This window comes from Vibrio sp. 378 (assembly GCF_033339435.1).
This window is the reverse complement of record NZ_JAWOUO010000169.1, coordinates 1-1,037: the sequence shown is the minus strand read 5'-3', so window position 1 is coordinate 1,037 and position 1,037 is coordinate 1. Positions and strand designations below refer to the sequence as shown.

Annotated in this window: 2 protein-coding genes; both read left to right on the top strand. The window is 45.0% G+C overall.

Going from position 1 to position 1,037, the window contains the following annotated elements; genetic code table 11:
- On the top strand, positions 1–281 hold a 281-nt coding region (locus R7Q48_RS24905), incomplete at its 5' end, for a DUF1499 domain-containing protein (RefSeq protein WP_318132791.1).
- Between the two features lie 62 nt (positions 282–343).
- A partial coding sequence (mtnN, locus tag R7Q48_RS24900; RefSeq protein WP_005461186.1) for a 5'-methylthioadenosine/S-adenosylhomocysteine nucleosidase occupies positions 344–1,037 on the top strand: 694 nt, incomplete at its 3' end.

The window sequence follows — 1,037 nt, the reverse complement described above, 5'->3', positions numbered from 1 at the left end:
TCGAACCTTTTACTCTCACCGAATCCGCCACATTGGATGCAATTGAGCAAGCAGCACTGCAACTATCGGGGGCTAAAACAGCAGAGAAAGATGGCAATTATCTGCGCATTGAATGCACATCTAAAATCATGCGCTTCGTGGATGATCTCGAATTAAAGATCGACGGGAATACTCTGATCGTGCGTTCAGAATCACGCGTAGGGTATTCCGACTTTGGCGTCAATCGAAAACGGGCCGAGCAATTACGAACCGAACTTTCTAAAGCAGAACTCATCAAATAGAAAACTGCTGACAGGGAGTGCTATACTCTCGCCGATTAAATATTTTACCTAAAGAGAGTGCTATGAAAGTTGGTATCATCGGGGCGATGGAACAAGAAGTGACCATCCTGAAAGAAGCTATGACAAACTGCCAAACCGTAAACAAAGCAGGTTGTACGTTTTTCTCTGGTCAAATTAACGATGTAGATGTAGTGCTACTACAATCTGGTATCGGTAAAGTTGCTGCGGCAGTTGGTACAACAATTCTTCTTGATGAATACCAACCAGATGTGGTTATCAACACAGGTTCTGCTGGTGGTTTCGATTCAAGCCTAAATCTAGGTGACGTAGTGATTTCTACAGAAGTGCGCCACCACGACGCAGACGTGACCGCTTTTGGCTATGAAATTGGTCAAATGGCAGGTCAGCCAGCAGCATTCAAAGCGGATGAAAAACTGATGGATCTAGCAGAAAAAGCACTCGAGCAAATGGCAAATACACATGCTGTTCGCGGTTTGATCTGTACGGGCGATGCGTTTGTTTGCACGGCTGAGCGCCAAGCGTTCATTCGTGAAAACTTCCCATCCGTTATTGCGGTTGAAATGGAAGCATCAGCTATTGCTCAGACTTGCCACCAGTTCAACACACCATTTGTTGTTGTACGTGCTATCTCTGACGTTGCTGATAAAGAATCGCCAATGAGCTTTGAAGAATTCCTGCCTCTAGCAGCAAAAAGCTCTTCAGAAATGGTCTTCAAGATGCTGGAACTGGTTAAGT